The organism is Tahibacter soli, from assembly GCF_025717065.2.
In the GTDB taxonomy this organism is placed as follows: domain Bacteria; phylum Pseudomonadota; class Gammaproteobacteria; order Xanthomonadales; family Rhodanobacteraceae; genus Tahibacter; species Tahibacter soli.
Genome location: NZ_JAOVZO020000003.1, coordinates 693,011 through 711,752 on the forward strand (window position 1 = coordinate 693,011; position 18,742 = coordinate 711,752).

Sequence of the window (18,742 nt, forward strand, 5' to 3'; positions counted from 1 at the left end):
AGCGCCGGTCGGCGCAACGTGCGCAAACCGGCGCCGCAACGCGTTGTTGCAGGCGTTGCGTGTCGACGCGCGCAGGCAACCTTTCGTCTCCGAGCGGCGTCCACAGGGCCATGCAGCAGTTGACCCGGAGCGGCGGTAGCGTAGACAGTTCGATCGGGTAGGAACGAGGGATGGCGGTGAGCGCAAACGTTCGAGTCTTGCGTCCGCAGGATCAGACGCGCTTTGCACGCGTAGGCGACTGGCTGATCGATCTGGCCAGCAATCGTCTGTTGCGCGGCGAGCGCGAGATCCGGCCGACGCCGAAGGCGATGGCCGTTCTGCGCCAGCTGATGCTCGCCGGCGGCGCGCCGCTGACGCGCACCGAGCTCCTCGACGTCGTCTGGCGCGACGCGTTTCCGACCGACGACGTGCTCACCCACGCGATCACCGAACTGCGTCGCGCGATCGAAGAAGACCCGAAGCTGCCGCGGCACATCGAAACGATTCCGAAAGTCGGCTACCGGCTGCTGACGCCGGTCGAATGGCTCGAGCAACTGCCCGGTCCGCCCGGCGCGAACGAGGCGCCGGCCGCCGCCGCGGCGGCGTCGCGCGACGAGGTGCCGCCGCAGCGGCCCGCGATACTGTGGGTGACGCTCGTCGCGCTGGCGCTCGTCGCATTCGTCATGCCGGCGCTCGTGCGCCAGCCGGTGTCCGCGCGCGCCGTACGCGCGCCGCAGGCGGTGCAGATCGCGCTGCCGGTGCGTCCCGTCACCGCCGAACCCGACAGCGAAACGTTTCCGAGCATCGCGCCGGACGGCTCGTCGGTCGCGTACACCGCGCACTATCCCGGCGACGAAGGCGCGCACATCTATCTGCGCGGCCTGTCCGGCTCGCCGCCGATCCGCCTCTCGCGCGGCGAGGCGGCCGAAGAGCTGTATCCGGTGTGGTCGCCCGACGGCACGCAGATCGCGTTCCTGCGCATGAGCGGCGACCGCTGCCGCCTCGTCGTCGTCGCCGCGCTCGGCGGGCGCGAGCGCGAAGTGTCGAGCTGCGCGCCGCGCTTCGTCGACTATTTCGACTGGATGCGCGACAGCCGCGCGCTCGTCGTGTCGCGCTCGCGCAGCGTCGAGGGCGAAGACGGCAAGCGCATGGCGTCCGGCCCGTCGGTGCTGCACCTGCTGAGCCTCGACGACGGCTCGGTCACGCCGATCGAATACCAGCGCAGCGACAACCATCCCGACATCCAGCCGCGCGTGTCGCCCGACGGGCGCCGCATCGCGTTCCGGCGCGGCGCCGTGCCGTACAGCGACATCTTCGTGATGTCGGCCGACGGCGGCGCGGTGCGCCAGGTCACGCGCCTGCGCGCGCGGCTGCGCGGCTACGACTGGCTGCCCGACAGCCGCCACATGCTCGTGTCGTCCGATCACAACGGCCAGCAGTCGCTGTACCTGCTCGACGTCGACAGCGGCGAGCTGACGAGCCTCGGCATGCTCGGCGCGAGCTATCCGTCGGTCAGCCGCGGCCGGCCCTACGCGGTGTTCCAGCAGGACAACGCGGACGTGAACCTGCAAAGTTTCCGCTTCGACGCCGCGACCGACGCGGCCGGCGAGGGCATCGCGTCGTCGACGCGCAGCGAGGCGTGGCCGGCGTTCGCGCCGAACGACGACCGGCTCGTGTTCGTGTCGAACCGCGGCGGCGATTCGCAGCTGTGGCTGTTCGAGCCGGGCGCGCGCACGTCGTACCAGCTCACGCACCACAAGAACGTCGAGCTGACCGCGCCGGCGTGGTCGCCGGACGGTCGCCGCGTGCTGTACGTCGCCCGCGGCAACGCGCGCAGCGAGCTGTTCTCGGTCGACGTCGACTCGGGCCAGACGCGGCAAGAAAGCGACGAAGGCGACAATGTGCGCTATGGCACTTATTCCGCGGACGGCCGCAGCATCTACTACGTGTCGGATCGCGACGGTCCGTGGCAGCTGTGGCAGCGCTCGATCGAGCGGCGCACGTCGAGGCGCCTTTCCGACGTCGGCGCGTACAACGTGTCCGACGGCGTCGGCGACGGCCGCGTGTACTTCACGCACATGAACCAGCGCGGGCTGTACGCGCTCGATCCGGCGACCGGCGTCGAGGAGCGCGTCAGCGACGCGCTGGAATACTGGAACATGAACGCGTGGCGCGTCGACGCCTACGCGCTGTACTACCTGTTCGGCGTCGACGGCATGAAGCCGGTGCTGTACCAGCAGCCGTGGAGCGGCGGGCCGCCCAAGGCGCTGCGCCAGATCGAAATGGCGGTCAGCGACGCGAGCTTCACGTTCGACAAGGACACGACCCGCGTCGTCGTGCCGGTGACGGCGCGCGACGACACCGACGTGATGCTGCTCGACCTGTCGCCGCTCGCCGATCCGCCGCCCGGAACGTAGCGCGACCGCCGTTGGCGGCGGCCGCGCGTCGATCGATCAACGGGATGCGATCAGTGCTGCGCCGCGGCGGCGCCGTCGCCCTTGAGGCACGTCGACATGAACGCCTTGCGCTCGTCGCCCTTCTTGCCGGCGGCTTCGGTGTTGCAGGCTTTCATCTTCTCCTGCTGCGTCATCGGCTTGGCGCTTTCGCCTTTGAGGCAGGTCGACATGAACGTCTTGCGCTCGTCGCCTTTCTTGCCTTCCGCCTGCTTGTTGCACTCGCTCATGCGCTGCTGCTGCGGCGTCAGTTCCTTCTTCTCGGCGGCCAGCGCGGACGCGGACATTCCCGCACACGCCAATGCGAACAACACGGTGCTTGCGAGCTTCATGGCTAACCTCACGAGGATGCGTTGACCGGCCGGATGCCGGCGCGCAAAGTGTACTCGCCCGAGTGTCGAGCGCGTGTCTGGAAGCTGTCTGCGCGTGTTACGTCTCGTCAACGTCGTTGCCGACACGTTGCTCGACGAGTCCGAGCCGTTCCTGCAGCGCGTCGACCAGCGCTTCGAGCTGGCTGATGCGCCCTTCGAGATCGCCGTTGCCGTTGCCGTTGCCGGCGGTGACCGGCGCCGCGTCGCTGCGCGCGTACTGCTCGATCGCGACCTCGCCGCACAGCAGATGCATGTAGCGGTCTTCGCGCTGGCCGGCGGCGCGTCCGATACGCACGGCGAACGGCGGCTCGCGCTGGGCGAGCCGGTCGAGCGTCGCGCGCACGTCGTCGAGACCGCCGAAGTCCGCGAGGCGCTCGCAGCGCGTGAAGAGTTCGGACACGGTCTGCGGTCCGCGCAGCATCATCACCGCGAGCAGCGCGCGCTGGCGCGGCGTGATGTTGAGCGCCTGGTCCATGCGATGTTCGTAGCGCGACGCGCGCGCCGAGAGCGAACCGACCACGAGGCGCTTGCCTTCGAGCTGGCGCAGCGCGTGGCCGACCGCGCCGGGTTCGAGTTCCAGGATCGGATCGCGATTCGACTTCTGGTTGCACGCCGCGACGACGGCGTTGAGCGTCAGCGGATACGTTTCGGGCGTCGTCGACGCCTTTTCGACGAGGCAGCCCAGAACGCGCGCCTCGATCGGTTCGAGCAGGGCGGGGGTGGCGGTGCTGTCGGTGTCGCTCACGGAACGCTCCAGAAGTAACGAAGCCTTAATCATACCCGGCCGCTTTTGCGGGACGTGACACACGTTTCACGCCTCGGTACGTGCTCGAACGTATAGTTACGTTCGAGGTGGCGCTATGAAACGATCGATTCTGGCATTGCTGTGCCTGCTGCCGGCACCGGCGCAGGCGGTGTTCATGGACTGCCTGTTCAACGACGGACTCGAACTGGCGGGCGCGCCGGCGAACTGGGCGGTGAACCTCCGGCTGCAGAACTGCGCGCGCAAGACCGTCGTTCCCGCGGCGAGTCCGTCGCTCGGCATCCTGACGTGGAGCGCGTCGCTCGCGAGTGGCGCGCAAACGTGGGCGAACACCTGCACCTGGGGCCACAGCGGCGCGGCGGGGCTCGGCGAAAACCTCTACGGCGGCGCGGTGTCGTCGGGCTTTCCGACGAACGTCGAGCACGATGCGATCACGAACCCGAACAACTTCGGCTGGGCCGACGAGTTCCCGTTCTACAACTACGCCGCGAACACCTGCGCGAGCGGCCAGCAATGCGGCCACTACACGCAGATGGTCTGGCGCGCGACCACGCAGGTCGGCTGCGCGCTCAAGCAATGCACCACCGGCTCGCCGTTCGGCGCGCAGTTTCCGAACTGGACGGTCGTCGTGTGCCGGTACAGCCCGCAGGGCAACTTCACCGGCCAGCGGCCCTACTGACGCCGCCGCTGCCACAGGTACAGCGGCAGACCGGCCGCGAGCAGCGCGGCGCCCCACGTCAGCGCTTCGGCACCGGTGCCGACGAGCGCGTATGCGGCGTACACGAGCGCGAACGCGGCGACCGCGAGCATCCACGGCCGCCCGCGCTCGATGCGCATCAGCGCCGCCGCGCAGATCAGGAACGGCAGCAGCGACGCGGCCGTCGACAGCAATATCGCCCAGGTGAAGAGGTGCACGAGGCTCGCGCTGTAGTTCGCGCCGACGAGCACGCTCGAGAGCACCGCGCCGAACAACAGGCCGCTGCGCGGCGTGCCGTTCGCGTCCTGTTGCGCGAACAGCGGCGGAAACAGTCCGTCGCGCGCGACCGCGAGCGGCAGCTGGCCGAGCATCATCACCCAGCCGTTCAACGTGCCCAGACAAGTGATCGCCGCGACGAGCGCGACGACGCGGCCGGCCGCGTCGCCGAGCAGCAGGCGCACGGCGTCGACGAACGGCGCGCCGGACGTCGCGAGCGATTCGGGCGGCACGAGCCGCATCACCGCGCTGCACGCGCCGATCGTCACGACGATCGCGATCGCGGTGCCGACGAGCGTCGCGCGCGGCACGGTGCGTGCGGGATCGCGCACGGCGCCGGCCGGCACCGTCGCGCTTTCGAGGCCGAGAAACGCCCACAGCGTGAGCGCCGACGTCGTCATCGCGACGCCGAGCAGACTCTGCCCCGACGGGTTGAACGGCCGCGGCGCGGCGTTCGCGTCGCCGCCGAACCAGGCCAGCCCGACGATCGCGAACGCGACGAGCGCGCCGACCTTGACCAGCGTCGTGACGAGCTGGACGCCGCCGGCGGTGCGCAGTCCGGAAATATTGAAAACGGTACAAAGCCACAAGACCAGAACGGAACAGCCGGCCGCGCGCAGCGGCGTCGCGGTCAGCGCCGGCACGAGCGAGCCGGCATACCCGGTGAACGCGATCGCGATCGCCGGCACGGCGCTCCAGATCGAAATCCAGTAGCACCACGCGACGAGAAAACCGATGCCGTCGCCGAACGCCGCGTGCGCGAACGCGTACGGACCGCCCGACAGCGCCGGTCGCAGCTGCCCGAGCCGCGCGAACACGGCGGCGAGCAGCAGCGCGCCGATCGTGCTGATGATCCAGCCGAGCGCGCTCGCGGCGCCGAACGGCGCGAGGGAACTCGGCAGCAGGAACAGGCCCGAACCGACCATGTTGCCGACGACGAGCGCGGTCGCGGTGGCAAGGCCGATGCTCGGCGCGGCGCCGCCGTCCGGGGCGGCGCTCATGCGCGCCACGCCTGTCGCACGAGTTCGTGAAAATGGTGCACGCCGCTTTCGCGCTTCGGACACAGGCGGCCGGCGAGATATGAGCCCGATCCCAGGCGCCGCTGCACCGCGAGGCAGATGTCGACGTCCTCCTGCTGCACCTCGTCGCTGAACGTCTGGTCCCGTTCGCGTCGTTCGGCTTCGTCGCGACCGGCGTCGTCGCCGGCCGGATAGTAGTAGTCGAAATCGACGCGGCAGCGGTCGACCGCGAGCGGCACGACGCGATTCGTCTGCAGGCGGCCCGGCAGGATGTTCAGCATCGTGTTCGGCCAGACGAAGTAGTACAGCGCGTCGCCGTCGCCGTAGAAATTGCCGTTCGATTCCATCGGGCTCCATTGCAGCGAATACCATGGCGCCAGCTCGGTCGTGTAGCTGCGGTAGTCGAGCAGCCGGTTGAGGGCCGGATGGATGTGCGGGACGTGATAGCCCTCGAGATAGTTGTCGACGTACACCTTCCAGTTGCACGCGATTTCGTAGCTCACGCGGTGGTGGAACGCGTACGCGTCGAGATCGTGGCCGGTCAGCCGCGCGTCGATGCCGGCGAGCACCTCGGCGAGCGGCGGCGCCGCGTCGAGCGCGACGAACACGAGTCCGTGCCACACGGCGACCGCGATTTCGGGCAGGCCGATCGCGGCGACGTCGAAGTCTTCGGCGTCGCCCATTTCCGGCGCGCTGCGCAGCCGGCCCGCGAGCGTATACGTCCAGCCGTGATACTTGCAGCGCAGCGCCTTCGCGCCGCGGCCGTCGCACAGAGCGAGCGGCCCCGCGCGATGGCGGCAGACATTGTGGAAAGCGCGCAGCGCGCCGTCGTCGCCGCGCACGACGAGGATCGGCACGCCGGCGACGTCGGCGACGACGTGGTCGCCGCTGCCGTCGAGCTGGCGCAGGTGCGCAACAAGCTGCCAGCTGCGCGCCAGAATGCGGCGCCGTTCCTCGTTCAGCGCGGCGGCGTCGGTGTAGAACGGGGCGGGCAGGGCTCGCGCCTGCGCGAGCGGCTGCGGCGCGAGCCAGTCGGGATCGGGTCGGAAGGTCATGATGCGCAATCTACCGGTTCCGTACGCTCGCGTCAGTGATGACGCGGCGTTCCTTTCATTTCGGCGCGCCGTAGGACTAGACTCGGGCAGTTCGGCGTCGCAAGGCATCGACGTCGATGGCGAGGCTCCCAGCTAGGAGTTGCAAGCCAGGAGCCTTTCGTTGCATGTAATGCGGCGAGGAGGGTGAAGGTGCGTCCCACCGATATCCGGGTTCCCGATTACTTCCACAAAGTCGTCGATTGCCAGTGGGCTTGCCCGGCGCATACGCCGGTTCCGGAATACATCCGGTTGATCGCAGCGGGGCGCTACGCCGACGCGTACATGGTCAACTGGAAATCGAATGTCTTTCCCGGCGTGCTCGGCCGCACCTGCGACCGGCCGTGCGAACCGGCGTGCCGGCGCGGTCGCGTCGAAGAGAACAACGGCGACAAGCCCGAACCCGTCGCGATCTGCCGTCTGAAGCGCGTCGCCGCCGACAACAAGGGCGACGTCGCCGCGCGCATGCCCAAACGCGGCGCGCCGAACGGCCGCCGCGTCGCGTGCATCGGCGCGGGACCGGCGTCCCTGACCGTCGCGCGCGATCTCGCGCCGCTCGGCTACCACGTCGTCGTGTTCGACGGCGAGGCGAAGGCCGGCGGCTTCATCCGCCAGCAGATACCGCGCTTTCGCCTGCCCGAATCGGTGATCGACGAGGAAACCGGCTACATCCTCGATCTCGGCGTCGAGTTTCGCGCCGGCGAACGCATCGACTCGCTCAAGGCGCTGCTCGCGCAAGGCTACGACGCGATCTTCGTCGGCTGCGGCGCACCGCGCGGTCGCGATCTCGACCTGCCGGGCCGCGCCGAAGCCGCCGCGAACATCCATATCGGCATCGACTGGCTCGCGTCGGTGTCGTTCGGCCACATCGACGCGATCGGCCGCCGCGTGATCGTGCTCGGCGGCGGCAACACCGCGATGGACTGCTGCCGTTCGGCGCGGCGCCTCGGCGGCACCGACGTCAAGGTGCTCGTGCGCTCCGGCTTCGACGAAATGAAAGCGTCGCCGTGGGAGAAGGAGGACGCGCAGCACGAAGGCATCCCGATCCTCGACTACCACGTGCCGAAAGCATTCGTGCACGAGGACGGCAGGCTCGTCGCGATGCGGTTCGAACGCGTGCGCGCCGAGCGCGACGCGAAGGGCCGCCGCCAGCTCGTGCCGACCGGCGAACCCGACGTCGTCGTCGAATGCGACGACGTGCTGATCGCCGTCGGCCAGGAGAACGCGTTTCCGTGGATCGAGCGCGACGCCGGCCTCGCGTTCGACGAATGGAACATGCCGGTCGTCGACAAGACGACGATGCAGTCGAGCCTGCCGCATGTGTTCTTCGGCGGCGACGCGGCGTTCGGCCCGAAGAACATCATCTGGGCCGTCGCGCACGGCCACGACGCCGCGGTGTCGATCGACAAGCTGCTCAACGGCGAAGACGTGAGCGAGCGCCCGCCGCCGACCGTCAACGTGCTGTCGCAGAAGATGGGCATCCACGAGTGGAGCTACGACAACGAAGTGTCGCCGGAAGACCGGCACAAGGTGCCGTGGGCCGCGAGCGAGACGACGCTCGCGAGCATCAAGGTCGAAGTCGAACTCGGCTTCGATCCTGCGACCGCGTGGAAGGAGACGCAGCGCTGCCTCAACTGCGACGTGCAGACGGTGTTCACCGACAAGGTGTGCATCGAATGCGACGCGTGCGTCGACATCTGCCCGATGGACTGCATCAGCTTCACGGCCAACGGCGAAGAATCGCAGCTGCGCCAGCACCTGACCGCGCCGGCGCTGAACCTGACGCAGGACCTGTACGTCTCGGGCGAACTCAAGACCGGCCGCGTCATGGTGAAGGACGAGGACGTGTGCCTGCACTGCGGCCTGTGCGCCGAGCGCTGTCCGACCGGCGCGTGGGACATGCACAAATACCTGATCGACCTGACGCAGGCCGGGCCGAGCTGCCGCGGCAAGTCCGCCCGCAAGGAGGCCGCGTAATGGCTCGTCGCATCATTCGTCCGCAGCGGCGTCGGAGTTGAACGAATGGCCCCGATTTCTGCCGTCAACGATTTCGTCGTCAAGTTCGCCAACGTCAACGGTTCCGGTTCGGCCTCGGCGAACGAATTGTTCGCCAAGGCGATCCTGCGCATGGGCGTGCCGGTCAGCCCGCGCAACATCTTTCCGTCGAACATCCAGGGCCTGCCGACCTGGTACGAAGTGCGCGTCAACGCGCGCGGCTGGCTCGGCCGGCGCGGCGGCGTCGACCTCATGGTCGCGATGAATCCGCAGACGTGGGACGGCGACCTCAAGGAGATCGAACCGGGCGGCTATCTGTTCTACGACTCGACCAAGCCGCTGCCGAAGTCGAAGTTCCGCGACGACGTGACCGTGCTCGGCGTGCCGCTGACCGACATCTGCAACCGCACCTATTCCGAGGCGCGGCAGCGGCAGCTGTTCAAGAACATCATGTACATCGGCGCGCTGTCGGTGCTGCTCGACATCGAGCCCGCGGTCGTCGAAACGCTGCTCGCCGAACAGTACAAGGGCAAAGAGAAACTGCTCGACGCGAACAAGCAGGCGTTCCATCTCGGCCGCGACTACGCGACGGAGCACCTCGCGCATCCGCTCGGCGTGCGCGTGGAGCGCGCCGACGCGGTCGGCGAACGCATCTTCGTCGACGGCAACGCGGCCGCTGCGCTCGGCTGCATCTACGGCGGCGCGACGGTGTGCGCGTGGTATCCGATCACGCCGTCGTCGTCGGTTGCCGAGGCTTTCCAGAAGTACTGCATGAAGTATCGCGTCGACGCGCAAACCGGCACGAACAAGTTCGCGATCATCCAGGCCGAGGACGAAATCGCGTCGATCGGCATGGTCGTCGGCGCCGGCTGGAACGGCGCGCGCGCGTTCACGGCGACGTCGGGGCCGGGCGTGTCGCTGATGACCGAATTCATCGGCCTCGCGTACTTCGCCGAAATCCCGGTCACGATCATCGACGTGCAGCGCGGCGGTCCGTCGACCGGCATGCCGACGCGCACGCAGCAGTCCGACGTGCTCGCGTGCGCGTACGCGTCGCACGGCGACACCAAGCACGTGCTGCTGTTTCCGGAAGATCCGGCCGAGTGCTTCGAGTTTTCGGCGGCGGCGCTGGATCTTGCCGATCGCTTGCAGACGCCGGTGTTCGTGCTGACCGACCTCGACATCGGCATGAACCAGCGCCTGTGCGAGCCGTTCCGCTGGGACGACGCGCGCGAATACGACCGCGGCAAGGTGATGACGCACGCCGAACTCGAAGCGGGCAAGGATTTCGGCCGCTACAAGGACGTCGACGGCGACGGCGTGCCGTATCGCACGTATCCCGGCACGCATCCCACGCGCGGCAGCTATTTCACGCGCGGCACGTCGCGCGATCCGTACGCGCGCTATTCCGAGCGCGGACCCGACTACATTTACAATATGGAACGCCTGCTCAACAAGTTCGACACGGCGCGCTCGCTCGTGCCGCAGCCGGTCGCGCGCGCGGCGAAGCAGAAGGCGCGCTGCGGCGCGCTGTACTACGGCTCGACGAGCCCCGCGATGGCCGAGGCGATCGACGCGCTCGAACGCGAAGGCGTGCACCTCGACACGCTGCGCCTGCGCGCGTTTCCGTTTCCCGAATCGGTGCGCGAATTCATCGACGCGCACGACACCGTGTTCGTCGTCGAACAGAACCGCGACGCGCAGCTGCGCAGCCTCGTCGTCAACGAGTTCGGCATCGACCCGGCGCGGCTCGTGCCGGTGCTGCACTACGACGGCACGCCGATCACCGCACGCTTCATCGCGCGCGCGATTTCCGAACGCGTGCGCTCGGCCGGCGGTCGCGCACAGGGCAACGGCGTCGGCGCGGCGCGAGTCGGAGGCTAGGCGATGGGCGGATCGGTGGCGAACCTCCTTTCGGCTTTCGTCGGCATCATCCTGCTGCTCGCGTTCGTCGTGATCTTCATTCGCACGCAGTCGCCGTGGATCCTCGGCGCTTTGATCGCCGAGGCGGTCACGCTCGCGATGCGCCTGGGTTTCGGCCTCGCGATGCAGAACGAGGCGATCCGCGACATCTACTTGGCCGTGTGGCAGCTTGCCGGGCTCGCGATGGCGGTATGCCTGCTGGCCTATGCGATCAATCTGCCGCCGTTGCGCAGGAATGAACAATGATGCAAATGCTGCCGCGCTTTATCTCCCTCTCCCCCGACGTCGTCGGGGGAGAGGGCTGGGGTGAGGGGGCGGCGCTTCCCACTTCGTCGAGCGCGACGCAGCGCCGGACGCATCCCCCTCACCCCATCCCTCTCCCCCAAGCAAGCTTGGGGGAGAGGGAGTCGCACGACTCGAGGTGATCGAATGACCTACGTCGCCAAACCCAAACTGCACCACCCGACGCTGCCGCAGAATTCGCTGTGCTACACGCGCCGCGACTACGAGGGCAAGATTTCCACCTTGTGCGCCGGCTGCGGCCACGACTCGATTTCGGCCGCGATCATCCAGGCGTGCTGGGAACTCGCGGTCGAACCGCATCGCATCGCCAAGCTTTCGGGCATCGGCTGCAGTTCGAAGACGCCGGACTACTTCCTCGGCCAGTCGCACGGCTTCAACACGGTGCACGGCCGCATGCCGTCGGTGCTGACCGGCGCGAACCTCGCCAATCGCGACCTCTTGTACCTCGGCGTTTCCGGCGACGGCGATTCGGCGTCGATCGGCATCGGCCAGTTCGTGCACGCGATCCGGCGCGGCGTGAACATGGTCTATATCGTCGAGAACAACGGCGTGTACGGCCTGACCAAGGGCCAGTTCTCGGCGACCGCCGACCAGGGCTCGACGTCCAAGCGCGGCGTCGTCAACGCCGACAGTCCGATCGACATGGTCGGCCTCGCGCTGCAGCTCGGCGCCACCTACGTCGGCCGCAGCTTCTCGGGCGACAAGCAGCAGCTCGTGCCGCTGATCAAGGGCGCGATCGCGCACCGCGGCGCGGCATTCCTCGACGTCATCAGCCCCTGCGTCGCGTTCAACAACCACGCCGGCAGCACCAAGAGCTACGAGTACGTGCGCGCGCACAACGACGCGGTCAACCGTCTCGACGTGATTCCGACGCGCGAGGAAATCGCCGTCGACTACGGCGAGGGCGAACTCGTCGAAGTCGAGCAGCACGACGGTTCGGTGCTGCGCTTGCGCAAGCTCGACGCCGGCTACGATCCGCGCGACCGGATCGCCGCGATGAACATCGTGCAGCAGCGCCAGGCGCAGGGCGAGGTCGTCACCGGCCTGCTTTACGTCGACGCCGAATCGGAAGACCTGCACGCGCACCTTTCGACCGACGCGCGCCCGTTCAATACGCTCGGCGCGCGCGAGCTGTCGCCGGGCGCCGCGGTGCTCGACAAGATCAACGCGTCGCTGCGTTAGCCGTCGCCGAGCGCGTCGCGCTCGGCCCGCAGACGCTCGAGTGCGCGCGCCGCGCGCCGCGCGCGCCACAGCGCCCAGACGAACGACGCGAGCGTCGGCGCGACGGCGCCGAGCAGCAGCTTGACCGGATCGGCCGACGGCAACAGCGCGCGCGCGACGAACAGCACGACGACGCACAGCGCGGTACCGGCGCCGAGCTGCGCGAGCACGTAGCGCTCGGCGCGGATGCGTTGGTCGATCAGTGCGACGACGTTCGCCGCCGGTGCCGAAAACAGCGCGTAGCGGCGGCGCAGCCACCAGTGCACGGATTGTCCGCCGATCGCCAGCGCCGCCGCGGCAGCGAGCCAGCGGCGCCCTTCGACGCGTTCGACGGGCAGGTTGAACCAGATGAACGCGACGAGTCCGAGCGTGGCGATCGTCGCGGCCAGTTCCAGCGCGAACAGCAGGCGCCGCCGCCGCTGCAGCCGGCGGATTTCGCGCAGCAGCGTGTCGGCGGCCGGGGCCGGCGCCGAGGTCCACGTCGTTGCAAGGTCGCCCCAGTCGTCGCCGCTCATCGTTCGTCCTCCCGCAGCCGTTCGCGCAGGGCCGCGCGTGCGCGACTCAATCGCCGATCCACCGTATTGACGCCGACGCCGACGACGTTCGCGATTTCGGCGCTCGTGAAACCTTCGAGCACGAGCAGCACGCATTCGCGCTGTCCGAGCGGCAGTTGCCGGATCGCCGCGGCGAGACGCTCGCGGCGCTGCTCGATGTGCGCCGCCTCGTCCGGCACGGCGGCGGTCGCGACGACATCGACGTCGTCGATGTCGTCGGTCGGCGCCTGCGCGTCGCGCCGGCAGCCGTCGAGCGCCGCGTACTGCGCGACGCGCGCGACGAACGCCTTGAGCGATCCGTCGCCGCGCCAGGCCGGCAGCGCCTTCCACACGGCGACGCTCATTTCCTGCAGCAGATCGTCGCGCGCGGCACGGTTCGATGCATAGCCCGCGGCGATTCGCGCCAGCATGCCGGCGTGCTCGCGCAGCGTCGCCTCGATGCCGGGCGCGGCGTTCACGCGGCCGCGACGTCGCGCCAGGCCGTGTAGGCGATCAGGCTGAACCACGGCAGCACGACGATGGCCACGAGCGGTTGCGCGACCATGAGCGCTGTCAGTTCCAGCGTGCACAAAGTGTACACGGCGACCGGCTTTCCGTTGCGCAGGAGGAACGCGAGCCCTTCGCCGAGCGCGTCGACGACACGGTCGTTCGTCAGCGCGATGCGCGGAACCGCGAACATCGTCAGCACCGCGGGCAGGGCGCCGCCGGCAAGGATCAGCGCGAATTCGCGGCGGGAAAAATGCAGCTCGGCGACGTTGCCGGTCGCGAGCGCGATGGCCTGGTCGACGCCGCCGACGATCGCGGCCGCACCGAGCTGGAACGCGAACACGACGAGCGCGATCGCCGCGTACGCGACGACGTGCAGTGGCCGTTCCGCGATTGCGCGCAGCGCGGCGCCCGGCGCGAACCGGTCGCCGCGCGCCTTCGCGTCGATCATGCACAGCACCCACATGCCGACGACCGGCACGAGGCATTTCGACAGCACGATGCCGACGCGCGGCACCGCCTGGATGATGGCTTCGACGAAGAGCGGCAGCGCCGCGAGCAGCACGAAGCGCAGCGGCGCGCGGCGAAACAGCCGCCACGCCTCGCCGGACCAGTGTCCGAAACGCTTCCAGTGGTTGGTTTGCGGGGTGTCGAGGGCAGGTTGAACCAGCGTGGTCATGATCGTCTCCTTGGCTTGTGTGCCGGTACAGACGAAGCGACCGCGAAAAACCTGACATGCCTATTCGCGGTTGAACGCCACCACCGCATCGAGCGCGTCGCCGAGCCGCTCGACGCCGACAACTTCCATTTCGCCGATTTTGCCTTTTTTCGGCGCGTTCGCCTTCGGCACGATCGCGCGCAGGAAGCCGTGCGTCGCGGCTTCCTTCAGGCGTTCCTCGCCGTTCGGCACCGGGCGGATTTCGCCCGACAGGCCCACTTCGCCGAACGCGACGAGCTTGTCCGGCAGCGCGCGGTCGCGAAAGCTCGACAGCACCGACAGCAGCACCGGCAGGTCGGCCGCGGTTTCCTGCACGCGAATGCCGCCGACGACGTTGACGAACACGTCCTGGTCGTACACCGCCGCGCCGCCGTGGCGGTGCAGCACCGCGAGCAGCATCGCGAGCCGGTTCTGTTCGAGGCCGAGCGCGACGCGCCGCGGATTGGCCAGCGGCGACTGATCGACCAGCGCCTGCACTTCGACGAGGAGCGGCCTCGTGCCCTCGCGCGTGACCATCACCGCGCTGCCGGGCGTCGGGCCCGCGTGCGCCGACAGGAAGATCGCCGACGGATTCGGCACTTCGCGCAGGCCCTTGTCCGACATCGCGAAGACGCCGAGTTCGTTGACCGCGCCGAAGCGGTTCTTGAACGCGCGCAGCACGCGGAAACGGCTGCCCGATTCGCCTTCGAAGTACAGCACCGCGTCGACCATGTGCTCGAGCACGCGCGGTCCCGCGATGCCGCCTTCCTTGGTCACGTGGCCGACGAGAAACACGCTCGTGCCCGATTCCTTGGCAAAGCGCGTGAGCTTGGCGGCCGATTCGCGCACCTGGCTGACCGAGCCGGGCGCTGCGGTCAGAAGCTCGGTCCAGATCGTCTGGATCGAGTCGACGACGAGCACGTTCGGCTTGTCTTTCGCCACGTGTTCGATGATGCGTTCGATGCACGTTTCGGGCAGGCAGCGCAGCGGTTCGAGCGCGAGCGACAGGCGCTGCGCGCGCGCGGCGACCTGCGCGACCGATTCCTCGCCGGTGACGTAGAGGCCCGACAGTCGCGTGCCGAGCGAACCGAGCATCTGCAAGAGCAGCGTCGACTTGCCGATGCCGGGATCGCCGCCGATCAGGACGACCGAACCTTCGACGAGGCCGCCGCCGAGCACGCGATCGAGTTCGCCGATGCCGATCGACGTGCGCGACTCGACGTTCTGCGCGACGTCGGCGAGCGACTGGATGCGGATCTGCGCCGTTTCGCCGGCATAGCCCGCGCGGCGCTGCGCGCCGGCCGCCTTCGCCGCCGGTTGCAGCACGATTTCGCTGAGGGTGTTCCACGCGCCGCAATCGGTGCACTGGCCCTGCCACTTGCTGTGCTCGGCGCCGCATTCGTTGCAGACGTACGCCGTTTTGGCCTTGGCCATGGAAGGTCTCGCGCGGGGAATCGCGCGGAAGTCTAAACGTTCGCGTCCCACGCGGTGAGACGCGGGCGTATCGCCGCCGGCCGTCGAGAGACAGCGAAGGCGCGCAAGCCAGGCTTGCGCCGTTCTCGTCAACCGGCATCCTCGACGAACAGCACGCGCCGCGTCATGCCGCAGGTGAGGTCGTATGCAATCGTGCCGGCGTGCGCGGCGACCGTTTCGATCGGCAGTCCGCGGCCCCACAGGATCGCACGGTCGCCGACCCGCGCGTCGGGCACGTCGCGCAGGTCGATCGTGACGAGATCCATCGACACGCGTCCGACGATTCGCGCGAGGCGCTCGCCCAGAAGCACCGGCGTGCCGCTCGCGGCGCTGCGCGGATAGCCGTCGCCGTAGCCGATCGCGACGACGCCGACCGGCATGTCGGCCGGCGCGGTCCACGTGCCGGCGTAGCCGACGCGTTCGCCCTTGGTGATGCGGTTGACGGCGATCAGGCGCGTCGACAGCGTCATGGCCGGTGCGAAGCCGAAATCCTCGCCGCACTTGCCGTCGACGACCGAAAGGCCGTACAGCAGGCCGCCGGTGCGCACCCAGTCGCCGCGCGCGGCGGGCCAGCCGAGCACGCCCGCCGAGTTCGACAGGCAGCGAGCGCCGGGCAGGCGGGCAGCGACCGCCTCGAAGCGCGCGATCTGTTCGGCGGTCACCGCATTGTCGAATTCGTCGGAAGACGAGAAATGCGTCATCAGCACGATGTCGCGGTCGACGGAGGCGAGCGCCGTCAGGCGCGCGTGCGCGGCGAGCGCGTCGTGCGGCGCGAAGCCGAGGCGGTGCATGCCGGTGTCGATCTTGAGCCATACGCGCAGCGGCCGCGCGTCGCGGTCGGCTTCGAGCCAGGCGATCTGCGCGTCGTGGTGAATCACCGCGTCGAGTTTCAACCGGCGCATTTCGGCGAGATCGGCCGCCTCGTCGGGGCCGGAGAGAACGACGATGCGCTGGCGGTGCCCGGCCGCGCGCAGGCGCTGTCCGTCGGCGATCGCGGCGACGCCGAACGCATCGGCGTCGGCCAGCGTACGGGCGACGCGTTCGAGGCCGTGGCCGTAGCCGTCGGCCTTGATCACGGCCATCACGTTCGCGCCTTGCGCGAGGCTGCGCACGCGCGCGAGGTTCGCGCGCAGCGCGGATAGATGGATCGTTGCGACGGCGGTGCGGCTCACGCGGACTCCGGGCACGGGCTCCGGGCGTTATTCGTACGAGCCGAGATAATTGTCCGAAGCGTAATTTTCAAATTTTGTATATTGCCCCAGGAACGTCAGCTTGACGCTGCCGGTCGGACCCGAGCGCTGCTTGCCGATGATGATTTCGGCGAGGCCCTTGTCCGGCGAATCCTGGTTGTAGTACTCGTCGCGGTAGATGAACATGATGACGTCGGCGTCCTGCTCGATGGCGCCCGATTCGCGCAGGTCGGCCATCACGGGACGCTTGTCGGCGCGCTGTTCGAGCGAGCGGTTGAGCTGCGACAGCGCGATCACCGGCACATGCAGTTCCTTGGCGAGCGCCTTCAAGTTGCGCGAAATTTCTGAAATTTCGGTGGCACGGTTCTCGCGATTGCCGGGCACCTGCATGAGCTGGAGGTAGTCGATCACGATGAGACCGAGGTCGTGCTCGCGCTTCAGGCGCCGGCAGCGCGCGCGCAGTTCCGACGGCGACAGCGCCGGCGTGTCGTCGATGAAGATCTTGGCCTCGGAGAGCAGCGTGATCGCCGAGGTGACGCGCGGCCATTCCTCTTCCTGGATGTCGCCGTTGCGCAGATGCTGCTGGTTGATGCGGCCGACCGACGAGATGAGACGGAACGCGAGCTGCGAGGCCGACATTTCCATCGAGAACACGGCGACGGCCTTCTTCGTGCGCATCGCGGCGTTCTCGGCCATGTTGAGCGAGAACGCGGTCTTGCCCATCGCCGGTCGCGCCGCGACGATGATGAGGTCGGACGGCTGCAGGCCGGCGGTCATTTCGTCGAGGTCGGTGAAACCGGTCGGAATGCCGGTGACGCTGCCCTTGTTCTCGAAGCGGCTGTGCAGGATCTGGAACGCTTCCTTGACCGCCGAGCGCATCGACACGAAACCCTGTCGTCCGCGCGCGCCGGCTTCGGCGATATGGAACACGCGCTGCTCGGCCGCTTCGAGGATTTCCTGGACGCTGCGGCCTTCCGGTGCGAAGCCGTCGCCGACGATTTCGGTGCCCGCGTCGATCAGCTGCCGCAGCACCGACTTCTCGCGCACGATGTCGCAGTACGCGGTGATGTTCGCGGCGCTCGGCGTGGTGTTGGCGAGCTGCAGCACGTAAGCGGTGCCGCCGACGAGTTCGGAGATGCCCTGCGATTCGAACCATTCGCCGAGCGTGACCGCGTCGCACGGCAGGCTCTTGTTCGAAAGCTCGGTGATCGCGCGAAAGATCAGGCGGTGATCCTTGCGGTAGAAGTCGTCTTCGTTGAGACGGTCGGCGACGCGGTCCCACGCTTCGGGCGACAGCATGAGGCCGCCGAGCACGGCCTGTTCGGCGTCGATCGAATGCGGGGGGACGCGCAGCGCATCGACCCGCTGCGTGGTTTTGCGTTCGGCGGAGGCGGACATGGAATGCGGGCTCGCTGCAGTGGCGTCGGGACGCCTCGCACGATCATGCGCAGCCTCGTCTCAGTTGTCGAGACAACAAACTGTGGCGTGGCTGTGGATAACTTGTGCGCAGGCCGCGTGGAAGCTGTGAAAACGCGACGGGCGCCCTGCGGCGCCCGTCGCGGTATTGCTGGCGGTGCGATCAGCCTTCGTTCGTGACCACAACCTTGACGGTCGTGTGCACGTCGGCGTGCAGGTGCACGTGCACTTCGAATTCGCCGATGTGACGGATCGGGCCTTCGCCCATGACGACTTCCGACTTTTCCAGCGGCTTGCCGGCGGCGGTGAACGCCTCGGCGATGTCGCGCGGGCCGACCGAGCCGAACAGCTTGCCTTCCGGGCTCGCGTTCGCGCCGATCGTGACGGACGCGCCTTCGAGGGCGGCCTTGCGCGCTTCGGCGCCGGACAGGACCTGGTTCGCCTTCGCTTCGAACTCGGCGCGGCGCTGTTCGAACTGCGCGACGTTCTCGGCGGTGGCGGCGACGGCCTTGCCCTGCGGGACGAGGAAGTTGCGGCCGTAACCCGGCTTCACCTTGACCTTGTCGCCGAGCGCGCCGAGATTTTTCACTTTCTGCAGAAGGATAAGTTCCACGGTATTGCTCCAGTCGTTAGCACCGTCGACGACGGTGCAGCGGTTTGCTGTCCGATTGGACAAGAAGCTTTCGAACCCTCTCCCCCAAGCTTGCTTGGGGAGAGGGCAGGGTGAGGGGGCGACGCCGTGTTCTTCGTCGACGTCGACGAAGTGCGATGCGTCGCCCCCTCACCCGACCCTTTCCCCGACGGCGTCGGGGGAAAGGGCTCAAGCGCGTTGACG

The 18,742-nt window shown here is 68.4% G+C and carries 17 protein-coding genes; 6 read left to right on the plus strand and 11 right to left on the minus strand.

The window, feature by feature from the left end:
• The first annotated feature begins 176 nt into the window (after window positions 1–176).
• The gene (locus OD750_RS05535) at window positions 177–2,396 is read left to right on the plus strand and encodes a winged helix-turn-helix domain-containing protein (protein ID WP_272841802.1); all 2,220 of its coding nucleotides are present in this window, start codon (window positions 177–179) and stop codon (window positions 2,394–2,396) included.
• Window positions 2,397–2,446: 50 nt separating this feature from the next.
• On the opposite strand, the gene OD750_RS05540 is transcribed toward OD750_RS05535, so the two are convergent.
• Together OD750_RS05540 and OD750_RS05545 are read right to left on the minus strand one after the other, a co-directional pair.
• Window positions 2,447–2,719 carry a PsiF family protein gene (locus OD750_RS05540; protein ID WP_263543267.1) on the minus strand — a complete coding sequence of 91 codons (273 nt, stop codon included), beginning with the start codon at window positions 2,717–2,719 and terminating at the stop codon, window positions 2,447–2,449.
• A gap of 142 nt (window positions 2,720–2,861) precedes the next feature.
• The gene (locus tag OD750_RS05545) at window positions 2,862–3,581 is read right to left on the minus strand and encodes a YceH family protein (RefSeq protein ID WP_425508209.1); all 720 of its coding nucleotides are present in this window, start codon (window positions 3,579–3,581) and stop codon (window positions 2,862–2,864) included.
• A gap of 82 nt (window positions 3,582–3,663) precedes the next feature.
• On the opposite strand from OD750_RS05545, the gene OD750_RS05550 reads away from it, so the two are divergent.
• Window positions 3,664–4,245, plus strand: coding sequence for a CAP domain-containing protein (locus tag OD750_RS05550; protein ID WP_263543269.1), 582 nt, complete (start codon window positions 3,664–3,666; stop codon window positions 4,243–4,245).
• Here the strand turns inward: OD750_RS05550 and OD750_RS05555 are convergent.
• Both OD750_RS05555 and OD750_RS05560 read right to left on the minus strand, forming a co-directional pair.
• Window positions 4,239–5,540, minus strand: coding sequence for an amino acid permease (locus OD750_RS05555; RefSeq protein WP_263543270.1), 1,302 nt, complete (start codon window positions 5,538–5,540; stop codon window positions 4,239–4,241). The genes OD750_RS05550 and OD750_RS05555 overlap by 7 nt on opposite strands.
• A complete protein-coding gene (locus tag OD750_RS05560; RefSeq protein ID WP_263543271.1) occupies window positions 5,537–6,613 on the minus strand; it encodes an aromatic ring-hydroxylating oxygenase subunit alpha in 1,077 nt (358 codons plus the stop codon). The genes OD750_RS05555 and OD750_RS05560 overlap by 4 nt, the downstream gene beginning before the upstream one ends.
• 189 nt (window positions 6,614–6,802) lie before the next feature.
• On the opposite strand from OD750_RS05560, the gene OD750_RS05565 reads away from it, so the two are divergent.
• The 4 genes from OD750_RS05565 to OD750_RS05580 all read left to right on the plus strand — a co-directional run bounded on the left by OD750_RS05565 (window position 6,803) and on the right by OD750_RS05580 (window position 12,052).
• Window positions 6,803–8,626: an FAD-dependent oxidoreductase gene (locus OD750_RS05565; RefSeq protein WP_263543272.1), complete on the plus strand. Its 1,824-nt coding sequence runs from the start codon at window positions 6,803–6,805 to the stop codon at window positions 8,624–8,626.
• Between the two features lie 45 nt (window positions 8,627–8,671).
• Window positions 8,672–10,528, plus strand: coding sequence for a 2-oxoacid:acceptor oxidoreductase subunit alpha (locus OD750_RS05570; protein WP_263543273.1), 1,857 nt, complete (start codon window positions 8,672–8,674; stop codon window positions 10,526–10,528).
• A gap of 3 nt (window positions 10,529–10,531) precedes the next feature.
• Window positions 10,532–10,813: a hypothetical protein gene (locus OD750_RS05575; RefSeq protein WP_263543274.1), complete on the plus strand. Its 282-nt coding sequence runs from the start codon at window positions 10,532–10,534 to the stop codon at window positions 10,811–10,813.
• A gap of 183 nt (window positions 10,814–10,996) precedes the next feature.
• Complete coding sequence (locus OD750_RS05580) at window positions 10,997–12,052, plus strand: 2-oxoacid:ferredoxin oxidoreductase subunit beta (protein ID WP_263543275.1); 1,056 nt, start codon at window positions 10,997–10,999, stop codon at window positions 12,050–12,052.
• Here OD750_RS05580 and OD750_RS05585 read toward each other — a convergent pair.
• The 7 genes from OD750_RS05585 to rplI all read right to left on the minus strand — a co-directional run bounded on the left by OD750_RS05585 (window position 12,049) and on the right by rplI (window position 18,520).
• Window positions 12,049–12,606, minus strand: a complete 558-nt coding sequence (locus OD750_RS05585; RefSeq protein ID WP_263543276.1) for a hypothetical protein — start codon at window positions 12,604–12,606, stop codon at window positions 12,049–12,051. The genes OD750_RS05580 and OD750_RS05585 overlap by 4 nt on opposite strands.
• Entirely contained in the window at window positions 12,603–13,103 is a 501-nt protein-coding gene (locus tag OD750_RS05590) for an RNA polymerase sigma factor (protein ID WP_263543277.1), read from the minus strand. The genes OD750_RS05585 and OD750_RS05590 overlap by 4 nt, the downstream gene beginning before the upstream one ends.
• Entirely contained in the window at window positions 13,100–13,810 is a 711-nt protein-coding gene (locus OD750_RS05595; protein WP_263543278.1) for a hypothetical protein, read from the minus strand. The genes OD750_RS05590 and OD750_RS05595 overlap by 4 nt, the downstream gene beginning before the upstream one ends.
• Before the next feature lie 60 nt (window positions 13,811–13,870).
• Window positions 13,871–15,262 carry a DNA repair protein RadA gene (radA, locus tag OD750_RS05600; protein WP_263543279.1) on the minus strand — a complete coding sequence of 464 codons (1,392 nt, stop codon included), beginning with the start codon at window positions 15,260–15,262 and terminating at the stop codon, window positions 13,871–13,873.
• Window positions 15,263–15,390: 128 nt separating this feature from the next.
• Entirely contained in the window at window positions 15,391–16,473 is a 1,083-nt protein-coding gene (gene alr, locus OD750_RS05605; RefSeq protein ID WP_263543280.1) for an alanine racemase, read from the minus strand.
• A 27-nt stretch (window positions 16,474–16,500) separates the two neighbouring features.
• Window positions 16,501–17,889, minus strand: coding sequence for a replicative DNA helicase (locus OD750_RS05610; protein WP_263543281.1), 1,389 nt, complete (start codon window positions 17,887–17,889; stop codon window positions 16,501–16,503).
• A gap of 181 nt (window positions 17,890–18,070) precedes the next feature.
• Complete coding sequence (gene rplI, locus OD750_RS05615) at window positions 18,071–18,520, minus strand: 50S ribosomal protein L9 (RefSeq protein WP_263543282.1); 450 nt, start codon at window positions 18,518–18,520, stop codon at window positions 18,071–18,073.
• Between the last annotated feature and the right edge of the window lie 222 nt (window positions 18,521–18,742).

Excerpts from the sequence above, each read along its gene's own strand:
- OD750_RS05540 (WP_263543267.1), bottom strand. The coding sequence starts at position 2,719 with ATGTCCGCGTCCGCGCTGGCCGCCGAGAAGAAGGAACTGACGCCGCAG.
- OD750_RS05545 (WP_425508209.1), bottom strand. The coding sequence starts at position 3,581 with ATGATTAAGGCTTCGTTACTTCTGGAGCGTTCCGTGAGCGACACCGAC.
- OD750_RS05550 (WP_263543269.1), top strand. The coding sequence starts at position 3,664 with ATGAAACGATCGATTCTGGCATTGCTGTGCCTGCTGCCGGCACCGGCG.
- OD750_RS05555 (WP_263543270.1), bottom strand. The coding sequence starts at position 5,540 with ATGAGCGCCGCCCCGGACGGCGGCGCCGCGCCGAGCATCGGCCTTGCC.
- OD750_RS05560 (WP_263543271.1), bottom strand. The coding sequence starts at position 6,613 with ATGACCTTCCGACCCGATCCCGACTGGCTCGCGCCGCAGCCGCTCGCG.
- OD750_RS05570 (WP_263543273.1), top strand. The coding sequence starts at position 8,672 with ATGGCCCCGATTTCTGCCGTCAACGATTTCGTCGTCAAGTTCGCCAAC.
- OD750_RS05575 (WP_263543274.1), top strand. The coding sequence starts at position 10,532 with ATGGGCGGATCGGTGGCGAACCTCCTTTCGGCTTTCGTCGGCATCATC.
- OD750_RS05580 (WP_263543275.1), top strand. The coding sequence starts at position 10,997 with ATGACCTACGTCGCCAAACCCAAACTGCACCACCCGACGCTGCCGCAG.
- OD750_RS05585 (WP_263543276.1), bottom strand. The coding sequence starts at position 12,606 with ATGAGCGGCGACGACTGGGGCGACCTTGCAACGACGTGGACCTCGGCG.
- OD750_RS05595 (WP_263543278.1), bottom strand. The coding sequence starts at position 13,810 with ATGACCACGCTGGTTCAACCTGCCCTCGACACCCCGCAAACCAACCAC.
- radA (WP_263543279.1), bottom strand. The coding sequence starts at position 15,262 with ATGGCCAAGGCCAAAACGGCGTACGTCTGCAACGAATGCGGCGCCGAG.
- OD750_RS05610 (WP_263543281.1), bottom strand. The coding sequence starts at position 17,889 with ATGTCCGCCTCCGCCGAACGCAAAACCACGCAGCGGGTCGATGCGCTG.